The organism is Microcystis sp. LE19-131.1A (assembly GCF_027532015.1).
In the GTDB taxonomy this organism is placed as follows: Bacteria; Cyanobacteriota; Cyanobacteriia; order Cyanobacteriales; family Microcystaceae; genus Microcystis; species Microcystis ichthyoblabe_A.
This window is the reverse complement of record NZ_JAPZSS010000034.1, coordinates 42,188-65,377: the sequence shown is the minus strand read 5'-3', so window position 1 is coordinate 65,377 and position 23,190 is coordinate 42,188. Positions and strand designations below refer to the sequence as shown.

Below are 23,190 nucleotides of genomic sequence, written 5' to 3'. Positions count from 1 at the left end.
AACTCGATTGTCTATCTTTTGGTATTAACCTATTTGTGCCTTAAGTCCTTTCCTGTATGAATTTCAGCTACTTTTGAGCGTAGTTGCTCTCATCGAATTTTATTTTAAGTTAATTATTTGCATAACAATTCCCGAAGAGCCTCATCTTTTCTATAAGTAGGGCTTGCTGAATAAATGTGAAATCTAGGCAAGGTAAGGGTTTTGTGGCTTTTCTCGCGAAACAGGTGCAAGATTTTTAGAGAATCGTCGTTCAAAACCTTGCGTCTTCATCGGCCCGCGTCCTGTAGGGGCGAAGCATTCGGGCAATAACCTATCGGTGAAACCGTAGATTTTCTATCCGAATGCTTCGCCCGTACTTTTTCAGCAAACCCTAAGTATGCCATAGTTTTTGAAATTTGGTATGACTTCTCTATCCGCACCCATTGCCCTAAGTTTGCATTTTCGCCAAGCTTTTTTGAGGAGATGGTCTTTTGCCCGTTAGTTTAGAACTTGAGAGGAGGTAACGTGCAATTGAGACAAATGATTAATTAAAGCTGTCCATAATTTCTTGAACTAGCTCAGGATGATCTTTTTTATATTTTGAGAGATAGTATTGCCAAAACAGTTTTTGCAGATCTTGATCAATTTCTAGGTATTCAAAATCTTTAAACAGCTTTTTATAAATGTATCTTGTTCCACCTTCAATCAGCATTTGATTACGCTGAGAAGCATCTTTAATTTCAAGGCTTTTCATAATTAAACGGTAATCTCTATAATTTTCAGCAAAAAATTTAAGTATTCTGATTTTTTGAAATTTGGTTGAGCTTTTTAACAGTTGTTTGGAAATTTCTGCTGTTATTATTTCCTTCCAGGATATAAACATAATCATTAAAGTATAAAAGATTATCATAAATATCATCAATAAGACACCAATAAGCAAGCGTTTTAATAGCTCAAGCACTGTAAGCGATATAGGTTCTATAGGTTTCGTAGGCAGGGTACTATTTATTAAGCCGACAAACTTAATGAGTAACTTATCTATTTCTGATATATTCTTTAGATGAGGATTGCTTAAACAATATTGTTGTAGTTTTTGAAGCTGATCAGTTATGTAACTTATGTAATTATAAATAATAGGAACAACTTCCGCTCGTGAAATATTATATGTCCTATTAATATAGAAATTACATCCATCATAATTAGATTGATCAGAAAATAAGAAATATAAAACAAATATAATAAGTGCTAAAATTGATGATTTAAAAATGGTTATTACAATTCTTTTAAATAACTTTAATGTCGAGATAGGCTCCCAATTTAATTTGCTACAAAACAAAGAAAATTTCTTAGTTAAAAAGAATGTTCCCGAGTGGTTCTTACAATACTGTAAAGCTCTAGCTAAGATTTCCCATTGATCTTTTTGTGAAAGGGAATTCCATTTACTTGATTGGGTATTGTGGTTACAGGTAAAATTAACAAATGAAATCGGATCAAAATCACGATGATATTTTCCACTTATTTTTAATCTTTGCTTAAAATCAAGCATTCCAGAGAATTTCTTGAAATTACTGTTTCTAATTGTTTCAATTTTCCCGTATAACTTATCTGGATTGATAATCCAAAAGAAAAGTATAGTTATGGTTAGCAGAATTCCAAGTTTAGTTAGTAAAATGGTTAATCGAGAAGTTATCGTATCCGCTTGCCACCAGTTAATATTGATTCCTAGAAATTTTTCCAGAGCATCCAAGCATTGTACATAAACGAGATAAAGGTTAGGGTGATTAATGTAATTACTGAAATGATAAAAGATCAATTCTATAACCAATTTTAAATTCGTGGTAATAAACTTATCAAATAGTTCAGACAATGGAGGAATGATTAAAACAATAAATCCTAAAAAGAAAGTTATAAAGCCAGCAATTGCCCCCGTCCCATCAGAGGCATCAATATTCTGGGTATTATGACTCATTGAATTGACTAAAATTTCTTGAGTCCATCCGTCAAAAGTATGCCAATAATTTTTAAGCTGACGGAAATAAACTCGTTCTCTTTGAATTTTTTGGGAGAAGCTAAAAGTATTGATTAATATTTTAATGGGTATAATCGTAAACTTACAAAACAGCCATAAAATAAAAGACATGAGCCAATCTACACCTTGACAAATATATAAAAAGGGAATCATGGCATAGTGTATTAATCGGATGAGGAAGAATAAATATTCAACAATGCTAAGAATATATAAATAAAATTCTAAAAGATAATCTTGAAGATTATTTTGGTATGTTATCAAATTTCTGATTTTATGGATGAGATCAAGTAGTTTAAGATATAGCGAATATTTTATCACTCCATGATCAGCTAACTGAGAAAATCTATCATATTCTCTTAACCAAATATCCCGCTTCATTTTCATATAAAGCGACTGAATCGCTAAAGATAACTTAAAACTAGGGGTAAAAAATACCTTAGAAAAATCTTGATAAGAAACGCCTGAAGCATAGTGATAAAGCTGTTTAAAACTATAGCCACGTTTTTCTAAGTCGTGATTAATTAAACCCTCTTTAAAATAAGCAATTAAGTGAAGAAAATATTGATTAGATGAATTTCGCTCTAAGACATCTAACACAGTGAGAATATCTTTATCATACTGATTTTTTGACTGAATATCATGGATAGTGAAGGATAAAATGATCGGTGTAATCTGAGCAGGTATTCCTAACAATTGGGCATAAATCTCTATGTATTTTGTATAGGTATTAGGAGATTTAAAAATTTTCTCTTTCAAAGAATCAGTTAATGCATCTTTGATAGATTCATTTAAAGATGGTAGCTCTTGCAAGGATTGTTTTAAATCATCAATCAAATCCTGAATCTTTTCTAGATCGTCAAAATAAATCATTAATTGAGCAATCAACGATACTTTATACTCAATAGGCGCAATTTCCTTAATACACTTAAAAGCCGTTTGTAACTTAGCATTATATTCTTTTTTCTCATCCTGTGGAATCAAGGCAGAAATAACTTCAGCCAAAGATTCGACAATCAATTCATGATCAATAGAAAGTTGAATCAAATATTCAAATGCTTTTTTCCAATCCAGAGACGCATCATTTTTGGTAGTTATCCCTAATGAATTTACCTTGAGAAAATCTACAATATGAGGTAATACCTCAAAAGTTTTATTAACAGATTCTTCATTATCCTCTGTTATTGTGTTCTTCGTATATTGTTTATAACTATTGGAAGGATATTTGTAATTGTACCCCGATCTTAGTCGTATAAATTCAGAAATATCATCAAAATTCCACTCTGATTGTGCTTGATTATTGACGGGTACTGGTATCTCTTTCTCTGGTGTTTCTATTGGTTCTTCCTCAATTAAAGAAAAACCTAACTCAGTTAAAACCCTACCCGCAGCATGGGCTACTGTTAATTTATCTCTCCATAAATCAGGCTTTCCTCGGACTTTACAAATTACGTCATAAAAATAGTTGCTATCAACACCACCCAGAAACTTATCAAAGCTCCAAGACTCTTCAAGATCAAATCCATATTGCTGTAGAAATTCATCTTTAGATTGAGATAACTCAACTGTTCTAAAAGAAGAATATTTATCCTTATTATCTAAAAGATACTCCTCATCAAAGATTGCCCATCGCAACATTTGCTTAATAACCTTTTTCTGCTTTCTCGGATTCTCAAATTCCGTTAATCCCAATGCCGCCATAAAATAAGCCTGATATTGATAATATCCATCCCAGCCATCCTTAAACGTTGTTAAAGCATTAATTAAACGATTTTTCTTGCTTTTTGCTAAATCTTCCCTACCCAACCACAGCAAAAAAACTTCTCGCCACTGGGTATCAAAAATACGGTAACTAGCTCTAGAATGATTAGGATTATAGGAAATATGATTGAAAAAAAAGCGACTATCCTCAATTCCCACCGCCGCAAAGTATTCCGTAAAGCTAGGATGAAAGAAAGCATAAATATTTTTGTTTTTATTGTTAACATCTTCTCCTACCTTATTAAGCCAACCTAACTTGAGAACTAGATTAAATAAGGAACTATCATTACCTTGTTCACCCAAAAACTTACAGACAATATCTTCGTGAAATCGAAAACGAGTCAATTCATGATCCCAACAATATTGAGCTAATTTACCTATCTGACGATTTAGCTGTTTTAATTGCTTAGAAGTCACCGATAAACGATACTTTTTGCCCTCATTTTGCCAATGTAATAAACTATTAACAAATTGACGATATAAACCCGCTCTCGTCTCTGGTAAACGATTTTGACCCTGTTGATGATACCAATTCCAACAAAGCAACGTTAAACAAAGCGGATTCCTAACTAAATCCTGAACATGCTGTTTCCCCTCATTTTTTAACTCATTAATTAATTTAGCTCCTTGCTGTTGATTATTTTCTTGATCATAGGGTGAAAACCAACGAGTAATAAACTCCTCTACTTGCTCAGGATAGGAGAATTTAAGCGTTTTATAAGTATCAAACTCAATTAAAGCATTAAAATCATTGTCCCAAAGATTTAAACGACAAGTTAAAATAATTCGAGTATTGTCAAACCAACTAACCTCATTGATTTGTTTCTCAAGCTCTCGTAAAATGTTAACAGACTGGTTGTACATTTCATCAACCCCGTCCAATAATATCCAAATATTGCCTGCTTTTAATCGCTGCTTAAAACTACTTTCAATCCGATTAAAATCCGCATCTATATTAATATTCCTAATAACAGACTTTAACCATGTATCAAATAAATAATGCTCTAAATCCTGACCTTGTAAATCTGCTAAAGACACCCAAATAGGAATATCTTCGGGCATCTCTTGACCTAACCAACGGCCAACCTGTTGCAACAAGGTTGTTTTTCCCGAACCTGGTTCTCCAATAATTGCGATACGTTTTCCCTGACTTTTAGGACTTTGACAACGTTTTAATACCTGTTCTAAAAATTCCTGATTTTCATAGGTTTTAATAACCTCAACTTCAGTTGTTACCTCTTTAAAAATGATCGGCTCATCAGTTGAGATTGGCTCATTTTGATTCTTATTTTTACTGAAAGGATTTAGATTTTTTATCCCTTGATTAATGGCTTGAATGACACCACCTAGAGGGTTAAAATTACTTCTTTCTCTTCGAGATTGCGTGTACGCTGGATATTTCTCAATAACTTTACGTTCCAGTAAACCGAGAGGTACATAGACTTCTTCTCGCTCATACTTTCTATTAACTTTTCGCGCCGTCAAGGGATTTGTTGTTAGTTTTTGCTGTAATTGTAAGCGGTCATTGCAAATTGTCTGCCAAGGAATATTTTGAGCAGTATAACGAATCTCGGTGTCTAAACTCAATGGTTCTGTCGCAGGATTTTGGAACACTACAGGCAACCAACCAATCCCAGGATAACTATTATTATAGTCTTCATTAATACGTTCAGTTGCTGTTCTGACAGCATAATAAAATGACTCTCTTTGATGAAAAAAAGCATCCAGAAAATACTTAAAAAAGTCTTGAGCAACGCCATTCGGTACAGGCTCTCGCATAACAATAACTTGCGGAATATTCAAATCCTGTAAATACTCTGCTAACTTGAGACCGTCACAGGAATTAAAGATAGCTAACTTTAAGCCTCTAGAAATCGCTTTCTTTAAACCATCTCTTAATTCATCCAGATTTAAATTCTCATGGTCATTAATTGCTATGGAGCCGCGATCGCCTTGACTAGAACTATGACCTGAAAAAGATAGAATATCCCAAGTCTGCTCCCATAAAGCATCACTAAACCTTGATTTAGGTTCTTTGACTAAAAACTCAGGATCAGTATTCGGCAACTGATTTAAAAATACTTTATCTTTCTGCACGTCAATCCCTTTATCGCCCCCTAAAATTGCTAAAAGACGAATCTTGCCCTCCCTAGATTTAGCACTAGGTGGCAATTTATAGGTAGTCGGACTAAGCGCAAACCAAGCCTGCGGACGTTTTTCCCAGAGCGACCATTCTGACCAAGGAAACTCAATAAATTTACGATCATCGGTAGAAATGTTGATAATAACTTCCTCTCGATCACTGGTTTTATCCAGAATTTCCTCTTTTAGAGTCCGTAAATTGTCTTCTAGCCATTGTCTTGACTGATTTGCAAATTCTTCTCTTGCCTCTTGACAAGCATTTCGCTGTATCTCCTCAGAATAATTTGTGATCTGTCCTGGAATATCACCAATACGAGGAGGATTATTCAAATCCTGACGAACTAACCCGCGAAAATTTCCTTGCCACCAGCTAGACTCCCGTTGATTCTCAGGTAAAACTAGAGTAGAACTGACACGCATGAGAGGATTGCTGCCCGAACCCTGGGTAACATCAAAAATACTGAGCTTTGCCTCCTGATCAAGTTCAATATTGACCTTTTTATAGTTTTTTGACATAGCTTCCTACCTAGTCTTGAGAATCTTAAGCCTCAAAAGTTTCAATCAGACTGAACTCATTTAAAGCAATCTTAACTTTAAAAACTTCACCCTCATTGAGGCTAAACTCTCGCTGAATCCAAGTATCCCTTTCTCTTGATACCGATTCCGTTAAAGCAGGGGTTTCATCTTCATTAAGAATAGCTAACTTCAGTTGAGGAGGCAAATAAGGGATCCCTTGAGCGGTGGTAATTCGTACTTTCGCTTGACTGCTTGTGGGAGAATCGGGAATAAGCTCAACGGTTAAAACAATAGCGTAACCAATGATCGCCACCCCTAAATCATAAAATTTGCTACGCTCAAGCCCATTCCCTGCCGTTGATCTAGGGCGATCGCCGAGCAAAGTTTCCGTTGCCTCCCATCCCTGTCCAAAAATTCCCTGCTTCCAATCACGAAAACGGATAATGGTATTGACTGGTTCGTTAACAGATATTTCAGCTTTTTTGATGGCAATTTGCCATTCTAAGTCGGCTATTTCTCGATCGAGTTCGACAATTTCACTATTAACTTGCTTTAAATCGGCGATAATTTCCTGTTTACTGCGTTTTCTACCGTAGATAGCCAGTTCATCCTCTTGTAATTTCTCAAGGATAGAGTCTAGGGAAGCGGTTAAATCGGCCGAGGGACTATCCATAATACCTAGACGCATCAATACCTGTACCGCTTTGACAACGTCTTGCTGATAAGCTTCTCTAGAAGGGTAATCTTGGGGGTTTTTGAGATTTAAAGCGTCAATGATATTCATATTCCATCTTATGAAGGTTAAATGCGAAACTGTGATTATGTCACATTTACATACCTCAAGTTTCTAATAAATTCCCTAACGGGGATGGCAATATCTTTCATTCTAGAGTAGAAATGCTCGACCGAGAAAATATTGATAGAGTGGAGAAATTAAAGGGGATATTAAGGCCTTAGATGCCAAAGTTACGCGACTAGAAAAGCAGGTTGACGATCTCAACGCACGAGTCAACATTACCACCATTGGATTCCTTAGCATTGTCGGCATTTTGGTGACAGGAATGCTGACTATTGCCAGCAAAACAGTCTTTTTCCCCTAGTCCCTAGAATAACTTATTCGATCTGCGCCACCCTGTCTAAGGGAGCATCGAGACTGGTAAGACGGCCTAAATAAGTCAGTATATGCTTCTGCTCGCTGTCTATCCTGGGGAGAAATCCCTGTGGCGTTTCTCCAGTGCGAAATCTGGGCTAAAAATTGGCCTAGTCAGGAAATCTTGATCTTAAATTCCCCAACAATTGCGCTAGGATCGGCTTCATAGCACAGGAAGGGCGATCGAGTGGGATAACCGATCCTGTGGTTTGAGAAGGTGACTGTATAATTGTTAGAGTGTCAATAGATCAATTCCAGAGGAATCATGAGCAATATCCAAGATAAAATTCAAGAAGAGCTAGAAAACGCCAGAGCCGTCTGTAGTACGGAAGGTGCCGCCTCTGGCGAATGCGCCGCCGCTTGGGATGCGGTGGAAGAATTACAAGCAGAAGCAGCTCACCAACGTCAAGACCACCCCCAAAAAACCTACTTCGAACAGTATTGTGATGATAATCCCGATGCGGCCGAGTGTCGCGTTTATGACGATTAATGGAGTCGGGCAGCGGTTTTTTCTCTCCTCACAGTAGAATCCTAGCTTTAGGGCGATCTCAACTATAAAGAGATCGCCCCTCGTTTTCTTGTTTGTTGGTCAAGCTGTGGCCGATTTTAGCTGCTGCGTCCGAAGACAGTAAAATGTTGACAGTGTAATTATGTCTGAATAGTTTATGAATCAACTTTGGTTTCGTCCTCTCGTTTGGATAGATTATCGTTTAGCCGTCCTATTTACGGTGATTATTCCGGCAATTTTGTTGATTTGGTCTTTATTTGCAAAAATCGAATCATTACAGAAATTGTTGATTATCTATTGGCGAGTGGCTAGTCTTTTATTAATTACTGTATATTTAATGATTGCTTCCTGGCCGATTGGTTTTGTCACCAGTTTTTTAGCTAAGATTTTAATCCCGATTTCCCTCTGGTTTTGGGTGGATATTAACGATGAAATTAAAGATTTACCCGCTAGTCCGATTAAATTTGTCACCACTGCTTGGCGTTGGGCAGTAACTATCTATTCTCCTCTGGGCGCGATTTCTACCTTACCTTTTCTCTCCTGTGCTATGTCAGGGGAATTGCTAAATTCTCCCTATTGTCAGGTTTGGCAGGAAGCACCCTGGCAGTTTCGCGAGATTTTTCATTCAGAAGCTACCGCTAATGTTTTGGGCTTTTTTGGTTTGGTTGGTCTCTCTTTTTATACTCTCTATTTTGCCCATTTTCTTCTTATTCGCCTTGGCAAACAGGGACGTTCAGCTTTACAACAGTAAGTCTTTAGCTATCGATAATTAGCCATTTTTCTATGAATATTGGTCAACAACTCGAACAATACACCCTCAAAAATCCCCAAGAGGTTTTATTAGTGACTATTGCTGTGGATGGGGAGGAGGAAGAAATCTCTATTTTTAAGGGTTTTTCTAGTTCTCTTACTCGCAGCACCCCCTACGATCCCGATATTCCGATCATTCCTGAAACGGCGACAATTATTAAGATAGATCGTCTTGCTAGTCCTTATCATCCCCTTAATCCTCGCTATATCCAAGAAAATCTTAGCTTAGAGGAAATGCAATTTTTACTGATTAATTGAACGGGTAATTTTGCTTGGATAATATCAGCACCCATCTCGATGGATTTAACAGCTTTTATTTACCTTCCACAAACCTTGTCTAGATAGACAAGAGGTAAATTTTGCGGCGTTTTATGGTAAAATTACCGGGGAACGATAATCTCTGCCAGCATTCAAGCTGTCAAAGTGGATTTCGTCCCCGGCATCGATCGAGAACAATCAAAAAACTGGAGAATAATCTGGAGAATCTATGCAGCTTAAACCATCTAAACAAGAACTATTACAAATTGAGTATTTAGCCACCGCTGCCACCGGTAAAAATATAGCTAAAGATCAGGGAAAAGATGTGATTGAAGGATTAACTAAAACCCCCAAAAGTTTACCATCTAAATATTTTTATGATCGGCAAGGTTCCCAACTTTTTGAAGAAATCTGTCAATTGCCAGAATACTATCCCACTAGGACAGAAGCGGCTATTCTCCAAGAATATGCTCAAGAAATTGTCGCCTATACAGGTCCCTGCGAATTGATAGAATTAGGTAGTGGTAGTTCCACTAAAACTCGTCTGTTATTGGACGCTTATTATCGGCAACAAAAATCCTCTAAATATGTACCTATCGATGTTAGTGAAACTATTCTCCAAGCTAGTGCCATAGAATTACAAAAAGAATATCCTAATTTACCCATTCAGGGGTTAATTGGAACCTATGAACAGGCCTTAGCTTATTATCAAAATGCTTCCGATAATACTAGAATGATTTTTTTCTTGGGAAGTTCAATCGGTAATTTCTCTGCGGCTGAATGTGATAAATTTTTAGGAAAAATTGGCACTGTCTTAAAAGCTGGAGATTATTTTTTATTGGGGATTGATCTCCAAAAACCGTCGGCAATATTAGAAGCCGCTTATAATGATGCTCAAGGGGTGACGGCCGCTTTTAATTTAAATATGCTTTCCCATTTAAATTGGCGTTTTCAAGCTGATTTTAACCTTGATTTATTTAGTCATCAAGCTATCTATAATCAAGATAAATCTCAAATTGAAATGTATTTAATTTGTCAAAAAACTCACCCTGTTCATCTCAAAAAACTCGATTTAACAGTTAATTTTCAAGCATCGGAGAGTATTTTAACAGAAATCTCGCGTAAATTCAACCTAGAAACTATGCAAAAAGACCTAGAATCAAAGGGATTAAACCCGCTCAAGGTTTTCACCGATCCTGAAAATTTATTTGGGTTAATTCTCTGTCAGTTATCCCTGTAATTAACGAAAACATTATCATCAGTAATAGAGGCACAAAAACATGGAAAAGATTCAAGCACAGGCTCCTATCTCTCTAAGTAACTGTAGTCGAGAAAATATACTGGACTATTTTGAAAATGCTTGGCAATTAGAAGATATGCTGTTAAAAAGCATCATCAAAGAAGAAGCTTTTTATTGTAACCCTGATGATTTAAGAAATCCCCTCATCTTTTATTTAGGTCATGCTGCCGCTTTTTATCTGAATAAATTGCAGATGGTTAACCTATTAAAAAAAAGCCCTAATCCTGACTATGAATTATTGTTTGGAGTGGGAGTAGATCCAGCAACTCCTGAAGAATTAAACTCTGCTATCGCTCAGATTCAGTGGCCTAGGGTGGATAAAGTTTGGGAATATCGGCAACAAGTCTATGAAATTGTGGTCGAAATAATTAAAAATATCCCCCTCAATCTTCCTATTCATCCGCAGCATTCTCTCTGGTCATTAATGATGGGAATCGAGCATCAGCGTGTTCACTTTGAAACATCTTCAATGTTACTCAGACAACTGCCGTTAGATTGTCTGCAACGTCCTTCCGGTTGGCATTATGCCCCTTCTTTTGGTCAAGCTTATCCTAATCAAATGGTGGAGGTTTCTGGGGGAATAGTAGAAATTGGTAAACCCCAGGATTCTCCTGTTTATGGTTGGGATAATGAGTATGGTTATCGTCAAGTTCAAGTTAACAATTTTCTGGTGAGTAAATATATGATTACCAACGGAGAATTTAAAGAATTTGTCCATAATGGTGGCTACGAAAATCCCAGTTATTGGGATGAGGAAGCTTGGCAATGGAAAAATCATTATCGAGTCAAATATCCTAAATTTTGGCTGGTAGATGAGGGAGGAAATTATCAATATCGATCCATGTTTGATGCTCTCGATTTACCTCTTGATTGGCCAGTAGAAGTTAACTATTATGAAGCGATCGCCTACTGTCGTTTTCAAGGTCAAGGAATACGTTTAATGACGGAAGCTGAGTGGAATTTAGCCACCTATGGCAGTCAAAAAAATCGATGTTATACCCTAGAAAACGATAACTTTGATGACTATAACCTCAATTTAAAATTCTGTTCTCCCACTCCCGTAGGAATGTTAAAAAATACGGGCAATAACTCAGAAATTTATGACTTACGCGGTAACGTCTGGGAATGGCTAGAAGATGATTTTAATCCCTTAACTGACTTTCAACCCCATTACCTCTATGCTGACAATTCCACTCCTTTCTTTAATAGTCAACATAAAATGATGTTAGGAGGAGCTTGGGTGACTAACGGCACAGAAATCCTACCCTACTATCGCAATTGGTTTCGCCGGAATTTTTATCAACACGCTGGTTTTAGAATCGCACAAAGTCTTTAGGTGGGGTGTGGGGTGTGGGGTTTTACCCATTTTCAGGGGGTCAATTACCTAATTTTCAGGGAAAAAGTGCCTAATTTTCTCCCCCGATTACTGCAAAAGCCAGCACTTTTTGATATCTTGAGATTTATCGGGCCAATTCTAGGTAATTGCCAATTAAAAAAAAATTCCCGGAAGGGTCGCCCCTCGATCGCTACAATAGAACCTAGTAGAATGCGGATAAACTCGATCGCCATGAATCAACCTGCAATTTTTCATCTCGCTATTCCGATTACCGATGTGTCCACAGCTAAAAGCTTTTACTGTGATGGTTTAGGTTGTTTAGCAGGAAGGGAAACCGAGAAAGCGATAATCTTAAATTTCTATGGTCATCAGGTAGTCGCTCACGTCACCGAAATGCCTCTTACTCCCCAAAATAGCATTTATCCTCGCCATTTTGGTCTAATTCTGCCGGATGCCAGGGATTGGGACAATCTTCTCGAAAAAGCACGAGTCAATCAACTAAAATTTTATCTAGAACCAAAAACTCGCTTTAATGGGGAGATAACCGAACATAAAACCTTTTTTCTAGAGGATCCTTTCTATAATCTCCTCGAATTTAAACATTATCGCCACTACGAAGCTATTTTTGCCAGTCGGCAATTAACAGCGATCGGCGATCGAGCTTAAAATAAACAACAGGTGACTTTTTTGTAACTGGTTAGTCCTATCTTTAACTGCGACAAAAATAGGGGAACTTCCCTCGGATTCTCTCATCGAAACTAAAAAAACCTTGGCTGGCAATGATCAATTCTTAGGAAATCTATGAAAAAACTCTTATTGTTAACCCTATTTATTATCGGTCTAGGATTTGCGCTCTTTCACTTTACTGGATTAGCAAATCGGGGCGAATATCAATCAATTTTAATCGACTTTAAGGACGATATACCGGTCAACGTCCTCGATGAGCAGTTAAATACTGTCAATAAAAAAGCGGGAAAAACCACCAGTTTAAATAGTATTTTTTCCATCGATGAACATCTTTACATTATCGATGGAGATAGCAAACTCCTGAAAACTCTCCGCAATTCCGAGCTAAAAAAATACACCGAATCGATCGAACCAGATTATATATATCATGCTTTTATCGCCCCCAATGACCCCGACTATAGCAAACAGTGGAACCTGCGGGGAATTAACATCGAACGCGCTTGGGAAGAAAATCACGGTGAGGGGATCACTGTCGCCGTTATTGATACAGGTGTATCAAAAGTCCCCGATCTGCGAGAAACCGAGTTTGTCGAAGGCTACGACTTCGTCAATGATCGCAGCAATGCCGAGGACGATAACGGTCACGGAACCCATGTAGCGGGAACAATTGCCCAATCGACCAATAATAACTACGGGGTAGCCGGCATCGCCTACAAAGCCAAAATTATGCCCCTCAAGGTGCTTTCCGGGACGGGTGGGGGAACCGTGGGCGATATTGCCGAAGCGATCCGTTTTGCTGTCGATAATAAAGCCGATGTCATCAATATGAGTTTAGGGGGTGGAGGCGAAACCCAAGTAATGAAAGAGGCGATCGAATATGCCTATAGTAAAGGTGTGGTAATCGTCGCCGCTGCCGGTAATGCCGATGATAATTCCGCCGCCTATCCTGCCCGTTTTCCCCACGTTATCGGCGTTTCTGCGGTAGATGCCTCCGGAAATAAGGCCCCCTATTCTAATTTCGGGGCTGGAATCGATATTGCTGCCCCCGGCGGCTCCGATACGGGTAAAATTATCCAAGAAACCATCGATCCCGCTAAGGGGGGGGAACCGGCGTTCCTCGGTTTTCAGGGAACCAGCATGGCAGCCCCTCACGTTGCCGGGGTGGTAGCTTTAATCAAGGCTGCGGGAATTAAAGAACCCAATGCAGTTTTAGAGGTTTTGCAACAGTCAGCCCGTAAGATCAATGATGATCCCTTTAATCATTTTGGGGCCGGACAATTAGACGCGGGCAGTGCCGTACAATTGGCCCTGAAAGGACAGATTACTTTCCAAGATTTTTGGCGTTGGTTGCGCGATAACGGTTATCTCAATCCCCGTTTCTGGATTGATGGCGGTGCGGTGGCGGTTTTGCCCAAAATGGCTATGGTTTTGGGTTCTTATCTCCTCGCTTGGTGGCTGAGAAATTATTTTCCCTTCCCCTGGAACGGATTTTTGAATGCTGGTCTAATTTTTGGCAGTTCTGGCTTATTTTTCCTCAGAGGTCTTTATATCTTCGATTTACCCCAATGGCCTTTCCGAGTGATGGGGAGTTCTCTTTCCGACCTAGGAGGCGTTATTCAGGGAAGTTCTGCCCTTAATCCGCTTTTTGCCAGTGTTATCCTGCCCTTTGTCCTGATTGCTCTGCTTTTGGGTCATCCCCAGGCAAAATGGTTAGCGGTGGGGGTATCTTTAGCCATGGCGGTGAGTTTAGGTATCAGTGCCGTTATCGATCCTACTCTGGTCTGGTTAGGTTCTGGTAGGATCGCTCAGGCATTTTTGGGCATAAATGCGCTTTTATGTCTCGGTTTAGGTTATTTAGCCCTGAAAAGTGCTACTTCCTCCCGATACGCTTAAACAGGGGTTACAATGGGACAACAAAGGTGATTTACCGTTCAAAACCTTTTTGGTTTTGGTATCTTCCTTTTGTTTTGCATTGAGTTCTCCTACAACAGCAGCCTCGGACATTAACCGAGGTTTTTTTCTTTATGGTGTATCTTAGTTTCTAAGGGTTTTTTGGGAATTCTCAATGCCTATGCCGAAAGTTTTCGCCAATATCCCCTCGAATCATCGAGTTTATCCATTGTCTCTTTTCTCAGGTGTCTATCGTGTCAAATCATAAAATTCTCGTTATCGATGACAGTAAAGTGATTAGGATGCGCGTTCGCGATATGTTACCGGAGGGTAACTTTGAATTCCTCGAAGCTAAAGACGGATTAGAGGGCTATAATCTCATTCGTACCGAAAACCCAAATTTGATTATTTTGGACTTCCTTCTCCCAAAAATGAGCGGTTGGGAGGTGTTTCAGCAAATCCAAAGCGAAGATAATCTCAAAAGTATTCCCCTAGTGTTAATGTCAGGAAGGAAAGAGGAGGTAGTAGAGAAAATACCCGAACCTTTCCAATATTTTGCCTTTATTGAAAAGCCTTTCGACCAAAAACAATTGCTACAGGCGATTAAAGAAGCGATGGCCAAGGCAAAACAGTATTCTGCCAAACCAACAGTTTCTAACCCGAAACTAGAGGAACTCTCCGGGGATTATAGCACTGATATTCAGAATCTCCATGGCCAAATTGCCCAAATGCAAACAGAAATGGAAACTATCAAAAAACAAATGTCTCAATTAGTGGCTTTTATTAAGAAAAAACTAGCCTAGAACTATTCATCCCGATCTTTGATGATTTGGGTAAGCAGTTATCCTTATCCGGTGTCGCTAATCTCTGGCTAATCTCCTATCCCTTTTCAACAGGATTTAGTATAATAGGAAGTGGTATTTATTTAGTGAGTGACTAAGAAGTTATTAATTCACTGATAACTAATTATGAATTGGCAAGAAATAGCAGGTAATTGGGTTTTTCTCCCCCGTCGTCCCCGGGGTATCATTCACTTTTTAGGTGGGGCATTTGTGGCGGCGGCACCGAATATTACCTATCGTTGGTTATTAGAAAGTCTTGGGAATTCAGGATACGCTATTGTCGCTACTCCCTTTGTTAATACCCTCGATCACAAATCGATCGCCCGCACAGTTTTAAACCGTTTTGATAATATTATTGAACGTCTGCGCTGGAATCATAGTCTGCGCCAAGGTTATCTCCCCATCTACGGATTGGGTCACAGTATGGGGTGTAAACTACATTTATTAATCGGTAGTCTCTACGAAGTGGAACGGGAGGGAAATATCCTCATTTCCTTTAATAATTATCCGATTCGTCGGGCTATTCCCTTCATCGAACCTTTGCAAATTGACACCACTTTTAACCTCGAATTTACCCCTTCCCCCGAAGAAACAAACGAGTTAATTTTCCAGGATTATGCCATTCGTCGCAATCTTTTAATCCGTTTTCAAGACGACACGATCGATCAATCTCTGGTATTAAATCCCCTGCTAAAAAAACGCTTTAATGATTTAATTGCCCTGCGAACTCTCCCGGGTAATCATCTCACTCCCTTGGGTCAAGATGTCAGTTGGCAAACCGGAGAAGTATTTACTCCCCTCGACGCGATCGGCCAATGGTTAAAACAGGGACTTGCCCGGGATAATTCCCGTCTCAAAGATGAGATTCTCCACTGGTTAAATCCCGTCCTTCCCGCCCCTCGTTAGCTTTCCTCCAGATTAATCCCCATTGCCCGTAATTGCGCCTCTATGCGGGCTAATTTTGCCTCAGCTTCCCGGGCCCGTTGTCGTTCCTGTTGGGCTTGCTGTTCGGCAGTCCTAGCCCTTTGTTCGGCTAATTCCGCTTTTTGCTTGATTTCTAGGGTGGTCAAAAACCGGGAGCCATCGGGATAAAAAATAGCTAACTGGGGACTCTCCAGTTGAAAACGAATCTGTAGAAGCGGACTCTGCCAATTATCAATCCCGGCAATCATCTCCAATTGATCACCCCTGCGCCACCAACCCTGTAGATAATTAGCATCGGGATCGTAGAGATAATATTCTTCTACGCCAAAACGCTGATAAAATTGCCATTTTCGGCGCATTTCCGCTTTAGTGTTGCCCGGAGAGAGAATTTCAAAGACTACCTGCGGCGCAATCTGGTTTTCTAACCATTGCTTATAGGAACCTCGATCGCCCTTGGGTCTGCCAAACACCACCATAGCATCCGGCGCTTGACAGATTTTATTATCCCCCTCGACCGGATACCACAACAGATCGCCGGCGATAAACACATTGTCATTGTCTGCGAATAAACATTCGAGATTTTCCTTAATCGTCACAATCCAGCGAAACTGTTTGGTATTATCGGCCATCGGTTTACCATCACTATCGGCATAGATAATCTCCGACTCAGAGAAAGATTGGGCTTTTACCATCGTTCTACTCCCTAGCGTACTAACTATTTAGTATAACATTAAATTCCCTGACGAAAGAGGGCAAAGGCCGAGGTATAACCGTGTAAAAAAGTGCGACCGGCCACCGGCCCGATTTCTCCATTGCCAAAGAAACCGGCGAGGGGAACATTGGCGAAATAACGCTGAAAAAGACCCGAATCAAAGTCCGGTTTTTCGTAGAGATTTTCCCCGCGACCGAGACAGGAAAAGATTAAAGCCCCTAGTACCTCTGAACTATTAGGTCTTTCTTGGGGAAAAGCTTGCAAAAGTAATTCTAAATCTAGGGCGGAAGTGTCGGCATCGCGCAGGTGAAATTGTACCCGCTGCCCCGGACGAACTCGATCGCCAATTGCGATCGCACCTTGACGAGGATCTACTCCCAAAACACTGCGAATTAAGAAATCCCCGGCCCGCAACTGCATTTTAAACTCATCCCTAGCAATACCGATAAAAAGGGAGTTTTGCACTAATTCCCGGTCTTTTTCCCTTAAGGAGGGGATTAAATCCCGCAGTAGATTTAAAGGTGGTTGCGGAGTCCCATCGGCCCCTTTACCGGTCATGGAGATGATAATATTGCGTTCTCCCTCACTCACCTGATAAATCGGTCCGATGGGACGACAACCCTGGGCGACGATAGTTTCGACGATAATATTGCCAGAAAGGGCGATTCCTACGGTTCCCTGACGATAGAGATAGCTATTACGCGGTTTTTGTTGATCGTGGTAGAATAGACCCCCAGAACGTTCGATCATGCCACCACTGACTAAACCGCCGATTTTGGCCGAACTGGGGTAGGCAAAATCCAAACCCTCTAACAGGTCATTGATGCGACTGGAAAAAGGATCGGCTAAAAGGATAAATTGGGGATTTTTGGCCGCTTCTACCCCTAATAATTCTGTCCAACTAGAGGGGGAACTGTCGAGATCTGGCATTTCCGCCGCTTCGATATAGAAAGGCTGTATTTCCACATTAGGCAAATGGGCGACGGTGAGACTTAAAGCCGGACTCGCTTCGATTTCTCGCGCTTTTTCCCTCTCACCCATGCCGACAATCCCCGCCCCACCGCAGCCGATCAGGACAGGAACAGGGAGTTTATCTAAGATTAAGGGAACTAAACGGGGATAGTCGCTGGCATAGGCAGAAGAAATAAAAATTATGGCTAGATCTGCCGATCCAACTAACTTATCTTGCACTTTTTCCACTACTTCCGTCACCGCCGCTTCTAGGGAGGGACGGGTTGATAGGGCATTAATCCACTCGATGCGATCGCTCATATTTCTTGACCCCAAATTTGGTCTAAATGTTGACGCTCCCCGCTCTAAAGAGACGGGGATTCTTCGTTCATTGAGTCTCCGTTAGCAAGCAGGATTTCTCCAACCAACCAAGAGGGAATCTCTCCCGAAGCGTTTAAAGTTTGCGTGCGCCCCACGCTACTTAATCCCTTTTGCAAGATGTTTAAAGCGGCGTTTCTGTCTCGACAATCTGTATATCCACAATGAGGACAAACATGGGTTCGAGTAGATAGCGACTTTTGGACTTTTTGTCCACAATTAGAACAATTTTGAGACGTATTATGAGGTGAGACAGCGATAGTTAACTTGCAGTATTTGTCCCCAAAATACTCTAGCCATTGCCTAAAAACAGACCATCCTGCATCAGTTATCGACTTAGCTAAATGACGATTCTTAACCATGCCTTTGATATTCAAGTCTTCATACGCGATTAAGTCGTTAGACTTAACTAAACGGAGTGCCACACTCTTGACAAACTCTTCTCGTTGCCTACTTACTCTTAAATGTTTCCGAGCATATCGCTTTCTAGCTTTGTGATAATTACGAGATTGTTTTTTATCCTTACGGTATTTCTTCGACTTTTTCCTGTTTAATCGGTTTAGTTGTTTTTCAGCTTTTCGATAGTAGTTCGGACAATCAATTTGATGGCCTTCGCTATCTACTAAGAAAAACTTTAATCCAACATCAATCCCAGTGGCTTTCTGGGAGGGTGTTAAAGGCTTAACCGTGTCTCTGGGGTCTAATTTAAGGCAAAACTGCACATAATAACCATCGGCACGATTAAGGATTCTTACCCGTTTAATCTGGTCTGGTTGATAGTAATTAATATCTCTAGAGCCAATCAGTTTAAGAGTGCCAATACCTTTTTTGTCTGTAAAGGTAATATGACGTTTATCTTTTGATAGCTTCCATCCAGACACTTTATACTCAACAGAACGGGAATGTTTTTTAAACTTAGGGTAGCCTTTCTTTCCTTTAACTTTATTTTGGCAATTATCGTAAAACCGAGTAATTGCCCGCAAGGTTCTTTCTACGGCAGTCTGGCAAGCATGGGAGTTTAAATCATCAACAAATTTAAACTCTTTCCTTAATGCTGTGTTGTACCGAAATAACTCTGTTTTGCCAACACCCCGATTATCCATCCAATAACGCAGGACTTTATTCCGAACAAATTGGGTTGTCCGTATTGCCTCATTAATGGCTTCTATCTGATTAGGTTTTGGCTTAACTTTGTATTCTAGTACAAACATTTTGACAATGCTAGACTGGGTGTCAATATCTTAACACAAAATTCTTTAAGTTGACACGGCCCCCTGCCAACCGCCTGCTGCCTTCGTTGACGTGAGCCAATAGGGCTGCAAGGGATTGCCAGTTGTTTTAATCATATTTAATCTTAAAATAGAGAATTGTCCCCGCTAAGATAAAAGTAACAAAATTAGCGACAATAATCGGTTTACTGCTCATATAAATCCCGTAGATAAGCCAAAGAAAAACCCCCAGACAAAAGCAAATAAACATAGTGAGGGACAAGTCCTTAGCCGAACGATAACGCCAAGTTTTAATCACTTGGGGTAAAAAGGAGACAGTGGTTAATATTCCCGCCACGATCCCGATTAGTTCAATAATATTCACCGCTTATCCTCTTGGCTTAGTTTCTCTCATTTTAAACTGTTGACTATCTAAATTACTCCTGACTTGAAAGAGGGTGTGGGGTGTAGGGTGTAGGGAAGGAAACCTCTTTCATCTGTGGGGGTGAAAATTTTTTCATCGGGACTGACCACCGACGACCGACTCCTAACCTGACCAAGAAACTTTTTCAGCAGACCCTACTTATTGAGCGATTACTATCACCGAAGTGCCGATTTTTACCTTTTCAAATAAAGCTTTTATATCTTGATCGCGCATCCTGACGCAACCGTGGGAGACGGCCCGGCCGATGAGATTTTCTTGGGGTGTACCGTGAAAACCGATAAAATTCGCGCCATCAGTCCAAAATCCAATCCAACGGGCCCCTAAGGGGTTGTTTTTTCCCGATGGCACCAGTTGACCGGTGAAAGGATGTTCCCAGACTGGTTCCCGCACCATCTGAATCACCCTAAATTGTCCCGTCGGGGTTTCCCAACCCGGACGACCGATCGCCACTCGGTAAGAAGCGATTATTTTCTGTCCTTGGTAAACAAAAACTCGTCTTTTTTTTAAATTCAGCAGCAAACGGGTTTCCGTTCGAGTTACCGTGGTTGCGGGAAGGGAATTGACGGGACTAATGGGGGGATTGAGGAAAAATTCCCCTATTCCTAGACATAAACACAGAATTGGCAGAAAAACTCGCATCTGATAGCAGCAAAGTCAAGATTTTTTATCCGTATTCTAATCTGATTGTGAAGATGTCAAACCACAGTCGATAGGACGACTCCGAGGAGGAAGGATAAAATCCCAGTCGAGTTGGGCTAATTCGGTTACCTCAAATGTCGGATGAATGCCCCCGCTAAATTTTTCGACAAGACATCAACCTTTGCGGGGGATGAAATCCGACCAGGATATTGACTGCGAAGCACGATTTTAATTCTACCATTTGTAGGTAAACTGTGTTATACTTAACTTATCCAGGGTCGAGGATTAATCGATGCTAGTCGTAGAAGCCAAGTTAAAAAACGGGACACCAGAACAATACCAAAGACTAGATGAAGCAATTAGGACATCTCAGTTTGTGCGTAACTCTTGTGTTCGTTATTGGATGGACAATCAAGGGACAACCCGCAATGATCTCCAAAAACTTTGTGCTTTACTAGCAGACAACAAAGAGACCCCTTGGGTTAATAAATTAAACTCTCAAGCTCGTCAATCTGCTGCTGATAGAGCCTGGCAATCAATTAATCGGTTTTACCATAATTGTCATGCTAAGATACTTGGAAAAAAGGGTTTTCCTCGGTTCAAAAAGCATAGCCGTTCTGTTGAATACAAACTAACAGGCTACCAACTATCTGATGATAGACGTAAAATCAAGTTCACTGATGGTTTTAAAGCAGGAGAATTTGATTTATGGTGTAGTCAAAAGACATTAGTTTATTATTCAGAACAACAGATTAAACGGGTAAGAGTTGTTAGACGTGCTGACGGTTATTATTGTCAGTTTCTCGTGGATGTAGAACGGCAAGAATACCATAAACCAACGGGACAAATAACAGGAATTGACTTAGGGTTAAAAGAGTTTTATACCGACGCTCAAGGTAATACTGTAGAGAATCCACGTTATTTAAGCAAGTCAGAAAAACGACTTAAAAAAGCACAAAGGAGATTATCAAAACGATTTCGTCAAGGAAAGAAACAGTCTAAAAACTATCACAAGCAACGGATAAAAGTAGCTAGGCTTCACCTGAAAGTATCAAGACAACGTAAAGACAAAGCAATTAAAGACGCTTTGGCGTTAGTCCAGTCTAATGATCTGGTAGTCTATGAGGCTTTAAAGGTAAGAAACTTAGTAAAAAACCGTAAGCTGTCTAAGTCGATTTCTGATGCTTCTTGGTATCAATTCACTGAATGGTTGAATTATTTTGCCAAGATTTATCGGATTGTTTGTATTGCTGTTCCTCCCCATTTCACTTCTCAAGATTGTTCAGTTTGTGGGACGAGAGTTCAAAAAACATTAAGCACTAGAACTCATCAATGTCCTAACTGTAAAACAGTCTTAGATAGGGATCATAATGCAGCAATAAATATTCTTAAAAAAGGGTTACAATACTTGGGAAATTATCTCAACGGTACTGTTGGGCAAACAGAAACCGACCCAAACGCCTTGGGAGAGTCCGACCTCTGGATTTTCAGTGGAGACATTGAGAATCTAAGTTGTCTCGTCGAGCAAGGAATTTCCGATAGTGATAGGTCAAGAATCCCCCGTCACAGCGTAGCTTGACGGTGGGAGTATGTCAAACTAATCCATAGCTAGAATATTAACTTTTGTAACTATGACCGCCGCTATTGCTCTCGATCGCGTTTCTAAAATCTATAATAATCTCCCGGTAGTTAACGAGCTTTCCTTTGCTATCGAAAAAGGGGAAATCTTTGGTTTACTCGGTCCCAACGGTGCGGGAAAATCGACGACAATCCGCATGATTATCACTCTAACCGAAGCAAGTCAAGGAGAAATCGAAGTGGCGGGGTATGATGTGAAAAAATACCGCGATCAGGTGAAGAAAAATATTGGGGTAGTCTTACAACAGATTAGCGTTGATGGGGAATTAACCGTCTGGGAAAATATGGAATTTCACGGCCGGATGCACCATATCCCCAATCCCCAGAGACAGGAATTAATTGATCGCTATTTAGATTATGTCAGTTTAAGCGATCGAAAATCTGCCCTGGCCAAAACTCTTTCCGGTGGGATGAAACGACGTTTACAGATTGCTCGCGCTCTTCTTCACGAACCAAAAATCCTCTTTCTCGATGAACCAACTGTCGGTTTAGACCCCCAAAATCGTCGTCGTTTGTGGGAAGTAATTCGCGATTTAAACCAGCAAGGAATGACAATTTTGTTAACCACTCACTACATGGAAGAAGTGGAATTTCTCTGTCAGGATAACGCCGCAGGAAAACCGGGCAGAATTGGCATTATGGATGCGGGCAAATTAATCGAATTAGGAACTCTAACGGATTTTCGTAGTAAGTATGGCGAGGGTTTAGTTATCAAACAAGTTGGCGATAAAATCGATTATAAATTCTTCCCCACCGTGGCTGATGCTAATGCCTATCTCGACACTTTGAGCGATAAAACTGGAGTAATGTGTCGCCCTTCCAACCTCGAAGATATCTTTGTGGAACTGACGGGACATCAATTAGATTAAATTCTTAGTTTGTCCCTTAGGAAATTGTTAAGTTATCGGTTTTTGACTCCAGTTTTTCTGAGATTAGCTCTGTTTAAATCGGCATTTCTTGGCTTTGATCTGGTGTCAATTTTATGGGCCAACCTGCTAGAGTCTAGGTCAATTAGCTGAGGCTGTCCCTAAAAACCGAATTCAACCCTAAAAAAAGAGGCTTTTAGCAATTTTTAAGCTTTTTGAGCCAG

General features: G+C 39.9%; 18 protein-coding genes and 1 pseudogene. 12 read left to right on the top strand and 7 right to left on the bottom strand.

The window, feature by feature from the left end:
* Positions 1 to 523: 523 nt before the first annotated feature.
* The gene (locus O9323_RS03225; protein WP_288124679.1) at positions 524 to 6,424 is read right to left on the bottom strand and encodes an NACHT domain-containing protein; all 5,901 of its coding nucleotides are present in this window, start codon (positions 6,422 to 6,424) and stop codon (positions 524 to 526) included.
* Between the two features lie 25 nt (positions 6,425 to 6,449).
* Positions 6,450 to 7,208 (bottom strand): DUF1822 family protein, encoded by a 759-nt coding sequence (locus tag O9323_RS03220; protein ID WP_149106397.1) that lies wholly within the window; start codon positions 7,206 to 7,208, stop codon positions 6,450 to 6,452.
* Positions 7,209 to 7,353: 145 nt separating this feature from the next.
* On the opposite strand from O9323_RS03220, the pseudogene O9323_RS03215 reads away from it, so the two are divergent.
* From O9323_RS03215 to O9323_RS03170, 10 genes and pseudogenes are all read left to right on the top strand, one after another.
* Positions 7,354 to 7,524 (top strand): annotated as a pseudogene (locus O9323_RS03215) (DUF4164 domain-containing protein); the annotation flags it as partial.
* A 315-nt stretch (positions 7,525 to 7,839) separates the two neighbouring features.
* The gene (locus tag O9323_RS03210) at positions 7,840 to 8,064 is read left to right on the top strand and encodes a Calvin cycle protein CP12 (protein WP_002751352.1); all 225 of its coding nucleotides are present in this window, start codon (positions 7,840 to 7,842) and stop codon (positions 8,062 to 8,064) included.
* 175 nt (positions 8,065 to 8,239) lie between these two features.
* A complete protein-coding gene (locus O9323_RS03205; RefSeq protein WP_002740183.1) occupies positions 8,240 to 8,833 on the top strand; it encodes a DUF3177 family protein in 594 nt (197 codons plus the stop codon).
* A gap of 32 nt (positions 8,834 to 8,865) precedes the next feature.
* Positions 8,866 to 9,150, top strand: coding sequence for a DUF7734 family protein (locus O9323_RS03200; protein ID WP_002743915.1), 285 nt, complete (start codon positions 8,866 to 8,868; stop codon positions 9,148 to 9,150).
* A gap of 229 nt (positions 9,151 to 9,379) precedes the next feature.
* Positions 9,380 to 10,390: an L-histidine N(alpha)-methyltransferase gene (egtD, locus tag O9323_RS03195; RefSeq protein ID WP_002739524.1), complete on the top strand. Its 1,011-nt coding sequence runs from the start codon at positions 9,380 to 9,382 to the stop codon at positions 10,388 to 10,390.
* Positions 10,391 to 10,430: 40 nt separating this feature from the next.
* Positions 10,431 to 11,786 (top strand): 5-histidylcysteine sulfoxide synthase, encoded by a 1,356-nt coding sequence (gene ovoA / locus O9323_RS03190; RefSeq protein ID WP_288124678.1) that lies wholly within the window; start codon positions 10,431 to 10,433, stop codon positions 11,784 to 11,786.
* Between the two features lie 231 nt (positions 11,787 to 12,017).
* Complete coding sequence (locus tag O9323_RS03185) at positions 12,018 to 12,452, top strand: VOC family protein (RefSeq protein ID WP_002740177.1); 435 nt, start codon at positions 12,018 to 12,020, stop codon at positions 12,450 to 12,452.
* Positions 12,453 to 12,587: 135 nt separating this feature from the next.
* Positions 12,588 to 14,366, top strand: a complete 1,779-nt coding sequence (locus tag O9323_RS03180; protein ID WP_288124677.1) for a S8 family peptidase — start codon at positions 12,588 to 12,590, stop codon at positions 14,364 to 14,366.
* Positions 14,367 to 14,617: 251 nt separating this feature from the next.
* The gene (locus O9323_RS03175) at positions 14,618 to 15,166 is read left to right on the top strand and encodes a response regulator (protein WP_002793002.1); all 549 of its coding nucleotides are present in this window, start codon (positions 14,618 to 14,620) and stop codon (positions 15,164 to 15,166) included.
* Between the two features lie 165 nt (positions 15,167 to 15,331).
* Positions 15,332 to 16,111 carry a DUF1350 family protein gene (locus O9323_RS03170; RefSeq protein ID WP_002739518.1) on the top strand — a complete coding sequence of 260 codons (780 nt, stop codon included), beginning with the start codon at positions 15,332 to 15,334 and terminating at the stop codon, positions 16,109 to 16,111.
* Here O9323_RS03170 and O9323_RS03165 read toward each other — a convergent pair.
* The 5 genes from O9323_RS03165 to O9323_RS03145 form a co-directional block, all read right to left on the bottom strand.
* On the bottom strand, positions 16,108 to 16,821 hold the full coding sequence (locus O9323_RS03165; protein WP_002751342.1) for a Uma2 family endonuclease: 714 nt from the start codon (positions 16,819 to 16,821) through the stop codon (positions 16,108 to 16,110). The two genes, O9323_RS03170 and O9323_RS03165, sit on opposite strands and share 4 nt — an antisense overlap.
* Before the next feature lie 38 nt (positions 16,822 to 16,859).
* Positions 16,860 to 18,113: an FIST signal transduction protein gene (locus tag O9323_RS03160; protein WP_002751340.1), complete on the bottom strand. Its 1,254-nt coding sequence runs from the start codon at positions 18,111 to 18,113 to the stop codon at positions 16,860 to 16,862.
* Between the two features lie 44 nt (positions 18,114 to 18,157).
* Entirely contained in the window at positions 18,158 to 19,381 is a 1,224-nt protein-coding gene (locus O9323_RS03155; protein ID WP_002751338.1) for an RNA-guided endonuclease InsQ/TnpB family protein, read from the bottom strand.
* Positions 19,382 to 19,508: 127 nt separating this feature from the next.
* A complete protein-coding gene (locus O9323_RS03150) occupies positions 19,509 to 19,763 on the bottom strand; it encodes a SemiSWEET transporter (RefSeq protein ID WP_002743903.1) in 255 nt (84 codons plus the stop codon).
* A 198-nt stretch (positions 19,764 to 19,961) separates the two neighbouring features.
* On the bottom strand, positions 19,962 to 20,462 hold the full coding sequence (locus O9323_RS03145) for a L,D-transpeptidase (RefSeq protein WP_002751336.1): 501 nt from the start codon (positions 20,460 to 20,462) through the stop codon (positions 19,962 to 19,964).
* 292 nt (positions 20,463 to 20,754) lie between these two features.
* Between O9323_RS03145 and O9323_RS03140 the strand changes: the two genes are divergently transcribed.
* Entirely contained in the window at positions 20,755 to 22,041 is a 1,287-nt protein-coding gene (locus O9323_RS03140) for an RNA-guided endonuclease InsQ/TnpB family protein (RefSeq protein ID WP_002751334.1), read from the top strand.
* Positions 22,042 to 22,093: 52 nt separating this feature from the next.
* Positions 22,094 to 22,969 carry an ABC transporter ATP-binding protein gene (locus O9323_RS03135; RefSeq protein WP_002740012.1) on the top strand — a complete coding sequence of 292 codons (876 nt, stop codon included), beginning with the start codon at positions 22,094 to 22,096 and terminating at the stop codon, positions 22,967 to 22,969.
* Positions 22,970 to 23,190: the final 221 nt, after the last annotated feature.